This window comes from Aliidongia sp. (assembly GCF_035943795.1).
GTDB lineage: Bacteria > Pseudomonadota > Alphaproteobacteria > ATCC43930 > CGMCC-115725 > Aliidongia.
Map to the genome: position 1 here is coordinate 1 of NZ_DASZBY010000056.1, position 7137 is coordinate 7137.

6 protein-coding genes and 2 pseudogenes are annotated in these 7137 nt (G+C 66.6%); 7 read left to right on the forward strand and 1 reads right to left on the reverse strand.

Annotation, left to right across the window (positions count from 1 at the left end; genetic code table 11):
• From VGV37_RS09810 to VGV37_RS09825, 4 genes and pseudogenes are all read left to right on the forward strand, one after another.
• A pseudogene (locus VGV37_RS09810) lies at positions 1–430 on the forward strand (elongation factor G); the annotation flags it as partial.
• A 43-nt stretch (positions 431–473) separates the two neighbouring features.
• Entirely contained in the window at positions 474–1298 is an 825-nt protein-coding gene (locus tag VGV37_RS09815; protein WP_326879483.1) for an MBL fold metallo-hydrolase, read from the forward strand.
• 124 nt (positions 1299–1422) lie between these two features.
• A complete protein-coding gene (locus VGV37_RS09820) occupies positions 1423–2307 on the forward strand; it encodes a TauD/TfdA family dioxygenase (protein WP_326879484.1) in 885 nt (294 codons plus the stop codon).
• Positions 2308–2340: 33 nt separating this feature from the next.
• Positions 2341–3561 (forward strand): MFS transporter, encoded by a 1221-nt coding sequence (locus VGV37_RS09825; RefSeq protein WP_326879485.1) that lies wholly within the window; start codon positions 2341–2343, stop codon positions 3559–3561.
• On the opposite strand, the gene VGV37_RS09830 is transcribed toward VGV37_RS09825, so the two are convergent.
• Positions 3555–3923 (reverse strand): 5-carboxymethyl-2-hydroxymuconate Delta-isomerase, encoded by a 369-nt coding sequence (locus tag VGV37_RS09830; protein ID WP_326879486.1) that lies wholly within the window; start codon positions 3921–3923, stop codon positions 3555–3557. The genes VGV37_RS09825 and VGV37_RS09830 overlap by 7 nt on opposite strands.
• Before the next feature lie 344 nt (positions 3924–4267).
• Here VGV37_RS09830 and VGV37_RS09835 point away from each other — a divergent pair, with 344 nt between their 5' ends.
• The 3 genes and pseudogenes from VGV37_RS09835 to VGV37_RS09845 form a co-directional block, all read left to right on the forward strand.
• On the forward strand, positions 4268–5374 hold the full coding sequence (locus VGV37_RS09835; protein ID WP_326879487.1) for a polyamine ABC transporter substrate-binding protein: 1107 nt from the start codon (positions 4268–4270) through the stop codon (positions 5372–5374).
• Between the two features lie 73 nt (positions 5375–5447).
• Positions 5448–6587, forward strand: a complete 1140-nt coding sequence (locus VGV37_RS09840) for an ABC transporter ATP-binding protein (RefSeq protein ID WP_326879488.1) — start codon at positions 5448–5450, stop codon at positions 6585–6587.
• A pseudogene (locus VGV37_RS09845) lies at positions 6584–7137 on the forward strand (putrescine ABC transporter permease PotH); the annotation flags it as partial. The gene VGV37_RS09840 and the pseudogene VGV37_RS09845, both read left to right, overlap by 4 nt.

Sequence of the window (7137 nt, forward strand, 5' to 3'; positions counted from 1 at the left end):
CGGCTTTCCGGTGGTCGACCTGGGCGTGACCCTGCTCGACGGCGGGTTCCACGCGGTCGACAGTTCCGACATGGCGTTCAAGAGTGCCGCGCGCATGGCGATGAGCGAGGGGCTGGCCAAGGCCGACCCGATGCTGCTGGAGCCGATCGACCATGTGACCGTGCGCGTGCCGGCGACCTATACGCCGACCGCGCAGCGCATCCTGTCGTCGCGGCGCGGCCAGATCCTGGGCTATGCCGAAAAGCCCGGCTGGCGCGGCTGGGACGAGGTCGAGGCGCTGGTACCGGCGGTCGAACTGCACGACCTGATCATCGAACTGCGCTCCGCCAGCATGGGCGTCGGCAGCTATACCCACCATTTCGACCATCTGGCCGAAGCCCGCGGCCGCTCGGCCGAACGTATCCAGCAGGGGGCGATGGGCGAGAAGTAGGGGCGGGTGCTACTCTTCGGGCGAACCATCGGAGCGTCCTGGAATGCCCGCCTATCTCTGCACCGCCTGCGGCCTGCAATTCCCGCCGGCGGAAGCGCCGCCGGCGCGATGCCCCATCTGCGACGAAGCGCGGCAATATATCCCGGCAGGTGGCCAGGGCTGGACCACGCTTGAGGCGCTGCAGACCAGGCACCGCAACGCGTTCCAGCGCATCGAGCCGGGGCTGTACGGCATCGGCACGGTGCCCGAGTTCGCCATCGGTCAGCGTGCATTGCTGATCCAGCGGCCGGAGGGCAACATCCTTTGGGACTGCCTGGCGCTGCTCGACCCGGCGACGGTCGATCTGATCCAGGGCCTGGGCGGTATCAGTGCGATCGCGATCTCGCATCCGCACTACTACACGGCCATGGTCGAGTGGAGTCGGGCGTTCGGCGACGCGCCGATCCATCTGCACGAAGCCGACCGCGCTTTCGTGGTGCGGCCGGACCCGGCGATCCGCTTCTGGTCGGGCGACCGGCTCGGCCTCGGTGCCGGCGTCGCCCTCATCCGGACCGGCGGCCATTTCCCGGGTTCGGCCGTGCTGCATTGGGCGGGCGGTGCTGAGGGGCGCGGCGCGCTCCTGACCGGCGACACGATCCAGGTCGTCGCGGATCGCCGCTGGGTCAGCTTCATGTACAGCTATCCGAACCAGGTGCCGCTGCCGGCCCGGGCGGTCGGTGCCGTCCGCGACGCGGTCGAGCCGGTCGCGTTCGAACGGCTCTACGGCGCGTTTTGGCACAGCATCGTGGCCGAAGATGCCAAGGATGCGGTCCGCCGGTCCGCTGCGCGCTACATCGCCGCCATCAGCGACCCGGCCGCGGGCCGATAGACGGGCCGACGATGCAATACCAGAACGGCCTGCGCGCCATGGTAGGGTGATGCCGGCCATCTTGCATCCTCCCCAGGGCGCCCCGACATCCGGTTGGGATTCCCTGCAACCTTCGGCGTGCAGCATGAACGGAAAAATGGATCAGTCGGGTGCCCGCATCGATGTCCGGCCGACCGGCGCGGCGCTCGGAGCGGAAATTCGCGGCGTCGACCTGCGGACGATCGACGAGGCGACCTTCCGGGTGCTGCATCAGGCGTGGCTCGACCACAGCGTGCTGCTGTTCCGCAGCCAGACGCTGGAGGACGAGGATCTCATCCGGTTCAGCCGCCGGTTCGGCGACCTCGACATCGCGCCGGTCCAGGAGACCGGGCGCCGTTTCGTCGAGGGCTATCCCGAGATCTACGTAGTGTCGAACGTCGTCGGCGCGGACGGCGAGCCGATCGGCAGCCTGGGGGCCGGCGAGGCGGTGTGGCACACCGACATGTCCTACCTGCCGCAACCGCCCAAGATGAGCATGCTCTATGCGCTGGAAGTGCCGCCGAGCGGTGGCGACACCGGCTTTTCCAACATGTACGCGGCCTATGACGGCCTGCCCGAGGCGCTGAAGCGCCGGATCGACGGCCTGCAGATCAAGCACGACGGCACCTACAACAGCGGAGGCTACCTGCGCCAGGGCGTGACGGCGACCGACGATCCGCGCACGTCGCCGGGCGCGATCCATCCGCTGGTCTGCACCCATCCCGAGACGGGACGGCGCAACCTGTACCTGGGCCGCCGCCGCAACGCCTACCTGCCGGGCCTGTCGCTCGACGAGTCCGAGGCGCTGCTGGACGAACTGTGGCGCCACGCCACCCGCGACGAGCTCGGCTGGTATAACCGCTGGCAGGTCGGCGATCTGGTGCTGTGGGACAATCGCTGCACGATGCATCGGCGCAACCCGTTCGCGCCGGACAGCCGCCGCGTCATGCATCGCACCCAGGTCCAGGGGCAGGCACGCCCTGCCGCCTGATCGGGCCTCGACGGCACGGAAGGGATCGCGCGGATGCCGATGAAAATCCCTGCGGCGAGCAAGGTCCTGCTCGTGCTCTGCCTGCTGTATCTGATTCTCTACATCGACCGGGTCAACATCTCGACCTCTGCACCGCTGATCAAGGCCGAGCTGGGCCTGACCAACGGCCAGCTGGGTTTGGCCTTCTCGGCCTTCGCCTATCCCTATGCGTTCTTCCAGCTGGTCGGCGGCTGGCTGGGCGACCGGTTCGGACCGCGCCGGGTGCTGCTGGTGTCGGGCGTCGTTGTGACCCTGGCGACGCTCGCGACCGGCTTCGTCGGCGGCCTGGGCTCGCTGATCGCGGCACGCTTCGCGCTGGGTCTGGGCGAGGGGGCGACGTTCCCGACTGCGACCCGGGCGATGGCGGCCTGGATTCCCGAAGCGCGCTGGGGTTTCGCTCAGGGCATTACCCATTCCGCCGCCCGCGTCGGCAATGCGCTGACCCCGCCGATCGTGGCCCTGCTGGTCGGCTATGTCTCCTGGCGCGGCTCGTTCCTGGTTTTCGCCGCCTTCAACCTGCTGTGGATCGTGCCGTGGCTCTGGGTGTCGCGCGGCGAGACGCGGCGGCGGGCCGGCAAGGATGCTCCTGCCCGACGAGCGACGCCCTGGTGGGCGCTCGCCCGGCGCATGCTGCCGGTCACCGCCGTGGATTTCTGCTACGGCTGGACGCTGTGGCTGTTCCTCAGCTGGATCCCGTCGTTCTTCTTCGACACGTTCCATCTCGACCTCAAGGGCTCGGCGCTGTTTTCGTCGGGCGTCTTCACGGCCGGCGTGGTCGGCGACCTGGTCGGCGGCCTCGCGACCGACAGGATCTGGAAACGGACCGGACGTCTGGCGCTCGCCCGGCGCAGCGTCATCACGGTCGGTTTCCTGGGCGCTTTCTGCTTCCTCGTGCCGGTCGTCCTGATCCACGACCTGACGATCGACGCGGTCTTCCTGTCCCTGGCGTTCTTCAGTGCGGAACTGATCGTCGCCCCGATCTGGTCGGTGCCGATGGACATCGCTCCGCAGCATGCCGGCTCGGCCAGCGGCCTGATGAACCTGGGTTTCGGCATCGCCGGCATCGTCTCGCCATCCTGCTTCGGCCTGCTGATCGACCTGACCGGCAGCTGGACCATCCCGTTCGGCGTCTCGATGGCGCTGTTGCTGGCGGGCGCGGCGCTCGCCGGCCTGATGCGGCCGGACCGGCGCTTCGAGGATTCCGCGGCCTATTGAGTGCTGGAACGGCGGCGCAGGTTGAGGCTGGGAATGTCGTGGATTTCGACGTTCAGGATGACCGAGCGCCGCTCGAATGCCGCGGCCAGGCACCGCGACGCGGCATCCAGCAGGGATTGGGCGAGCTGCTCCTGCACGGCGACCGGGCGGCCCGACTTCATCCGCACGATGATCAGCACGAACCCATTGGCGGGATTGCCGTCGCCGACCAGCGCCAACTCGCGGCCGACGGCGCGGGTCCGGATCGCCGGAATTTCGAAGACGCCCGATTCGCAGGCCGTCCGATGGACGGCGCCCAGCAGCTCCGGGATCGATGCGACGTCCGCAAGGTTGGCGGAATATTCGATAGTGAGATGAGGCAAGGGAGTCTCGCTGGCATGTTCGACGGCGCGCCACTATGCACCCAAGGTTCTGGACCGCCAACCAGCGGTGCCGGCACCGAGGAAGTCACAGTGGTGATGGAGCGCCGAAGACACCCCGTTCCGCGTCGATATGTCCTGGCGTCGCGCCGAAATTTTCGTCTGTCCCTGCGCTTGACAAGCGCTTCGGGAAATTGTTCGGATGCGCCATCGCGACTCTCCAAAACGCCGTGCCGACAAGGGGCGAACAGCGCTCCGCCTGAGACCTCCGATCCGGTGTCCCAGCGCGGTGTCTATGGAGAGGCGGCAGGGGCTTCGAGATCGAGCAAGGGGACGAGGGCATGGTGATGCGTCAGGTTCTGTTGGCAACGGTGGCCGTGGCCGCGTTCGGCATCGTGGCGATGGCCGGCCCGGCCCGGGCCGAGGACGGCAAGGTCCTCAACATCTATAATTGGTCCGATTACATCGGCACCGACACCATCGCCAATTTCGAGAAGGCGACCGGCATCAAGGTTTCCTATGACACGTACGACGCCAACGAGACGCTCGACGGCAAGCTGAAGGCCGGACATTCGGGCTACGACCTGGTCGTGCCCTCGCTGACGCCGTTCCTGGCGGAGCAGATCCAGTCGGGCATCTACCAGCCGCTCGACAAGTCGAAGCTGCCGAACTGGAGCCATCTCGACCAGGGCCTGCTGAAGCGCATGGCGGTCTACGACAAGGACAACGCCCATGCGATTCCCTGGGTGACCGGGACCACGGGCATCGGCGTGGTGATGGAGAAGGTCAAGGCGATCATGCCGGACGCGCCGGTCGACAGCCTGAAATTCTTCTTCGACCCCGCGATCCTGTCGAAGTTCAAGGGCTGCGGCGTCACCATGCTGGACACGCCGAACGACGTGTTCCCGGCGGTGCTGCATTACCTGGGCCTGAACCCGGACAGCCAGAAGAAGGAAGACCTGGAGAAGGCGGCGGACGTGCTGATGAAGATCCGGCCCTACATCCGGAAATTCGACAGCTCCGAATATATCAACGACCTGGTCAATGGCGACGTCTGCGTGTCCTGGGGCTATTCGAGCGACGTCACCCTGGCCAAACGCCGGGCGACCGAGGCCGGCAAGGGCGTCACGGTCGTCTACAACATCCCGATCGAAGGCTCGCAGCGCTACATCGACACGATGGCGATGCCCAAGGACGCGCCCCATCCGGATGCGGCCCTGAAGTTCCTGAACTATATTCTGCAGCCGGAAGTGATGGCCGAGACCTCCAACACGATCTACGGCCAGAGCGGCAATGCCGATGCCATCAAGTTCGTGAAGCCGGAAATCGCGTCCAATCCGGGCATCTTCCCCCCGGCCGAGGTCGAGGCCAAACTGTTCTTGGTTTCGGTGTCGACCAAGGAAATCGAGCGTTTGAAGACCCGGCTCTGGACGAAGATCAAGAGCGGGCATTAATAGAGGAAACGATGGCGGTGCCGGCGACGGCGCCGCCCAGTACATTCCAGCTTTGTCGAAGGTACCTGGCCCCGTGACCCACCCCTCCGTTCGCGAAAGCGAGCCCTGGCGCGACGCGTCGGCCGAAGCGCATATCCGGATCGACCGGCTGGTGAAGATCTTCGGCGATACGCGCGCCGTCGACGGGGTGAGCCTGGGCATCCACCGGGGCGAGCTGTTCTCGCTGCTGGGTGGATCGGGCTGCGGCAAGACCACGCTGTTGCGCATGCTGGCCGGGTTCGTGACCCCCGATGCCGGCTCGATCGTGATCGACGGCCAGGACGTGAGCCGGGTGCCGCCCTACGAGCGGCCGGTCAACATGATGTTCCAGTCCTACGCCCTGTTTCCGCACATGACGGTCGAGGACAATGTCGCCTTCGGCCTCCGTCGCGACGGGGTCGGCAAGGACGAGATCCGGCGGCGGGTCGGCGAGGCGCTGGATCTGGTGCAGCTGGGTCCGCTCGCCCGGCGCAAGCCCGGGCAATTGTCGGGCGGCCAGCGCCAGCGTGTGGCCTTGGCCCGATCCATCATCAAGCGGCCCAAGGTGCTGCTTCTCGACGAGCCGCTGTCGGCGCTCGACAAGAAGCTGCGCGAGGCGACGCAGTACGAGCTGCGGCTGATCCAGGAGCAAGTCGGCATCACCTTCGTCATGGTCACCCACGACCAGGAAGAGGCGATGACCATGTCGACCCGTATCGCCGTCATGGACCACGGCAAGATCGTCCAGGTCGGCAAGCCGAACGAGATCTACGAGTTTCCGACCAACCGCTTCGTCGCGGACTTCATCGGCTCGGTCAACCTGTTCGATGGCCATCTGAAGGAAGATTTCAACGACCATGCCGTGGTCGAATGCGCGGCGGCTGGGGCCGACCTGGTGGTCGGCCATGCGGCCGCCTATTCGCCTGGGGCGGCCCTATGCATCGCGGTCCGGCCGGAAAAGCTCACGCTCGTGAAGCCGGGCGAGGGGCTCGACCTGCCGAACCGGCTCGCCGGCCGCATCCGCGACGTCGCCTATCTAGGCGACGGCTGCGTCTACCACGTCATCCTCGACAGCGGCAAAGTGGTGAAGGCGACCGCGCCCAACGTCGGCCGCTGGGACGACCAGCCGTTCGGGCGCGACGAGCCGGTCTGGGTCTGCTGGTCCGCCGCCGCCTCGATCCTGGTCGATCCGTGAGCGGTTTCGTCGCTGCCGTGCGGGCGCGCCTGCCGGGGCGCAGGCTGGTCATCGCCGCGCCCTACCTGTGGCTCACGATCTTCTTCCTCGTGCCGTTCCTGCTGGTCTTCAAGATCAGCCTGGCCGACAGCGACACGACCATCCCGCCCTATACCTCGCTGTTCACCATGGACGACGACAGCGCGCTGCAGATCACCCTGCACCTCGACAATTTCCTGCGGCTGGTCAGCGACGACCCGATCTACCTGCTGGCCTACCTGAGCTCGCTGCGCAATGCCGTGGTCACCACGCTGTTCTGCCTGCTGCTGGGCTATCCCATGGCCTATGCCATCGCGCGCGCCCGGCCGACCGCGCGCCCGGTGCTGCTGATGATGATCATCCTGCCGTTCTGGACCTCGTTCCTGATTCGCATCTATGCCTGGATCGGCATCCTCAAGGACAACGGGCTGCTCAACAATTTCCTGATCTGGCTCGGCGTGATCGACACGCCCATCACCATCCTCAATACCCAGACCGCGGTCTATATCGGTATGATCTATGCCTATCTGCC

Coding starts and splice junctions, on each gene's coding strand:
- VGV37_RS09815 (WP_326879483.1), top strand. CDS start 474: ATGCCCGCCTATCTCTGCACCGCCTGCGGCCTGCAATTCCCGCCGGCG.
- VGV37_RS09820 (WP_326879484.1), top strand. CDS start 1,423: ATGAACGGAAAAATGGATCAGTCGGGTGCCCGCATCGATGTCCGGCCG.
- VGV37_RS09825 (WP_326879485.1), top strand. CDS start 2,341: ATGCCGATGAAAATCCCTGCGGCGAGCAAGGTCCTGCTCGTGCTCTGC.
- VGV37_RS09835 (WP_326879487.1), top strand. CDS start 4,268: ATGCGTCAGGTTCTGTTGGCAACGGTGGCCGTGGCCGCGTTCGGCATC.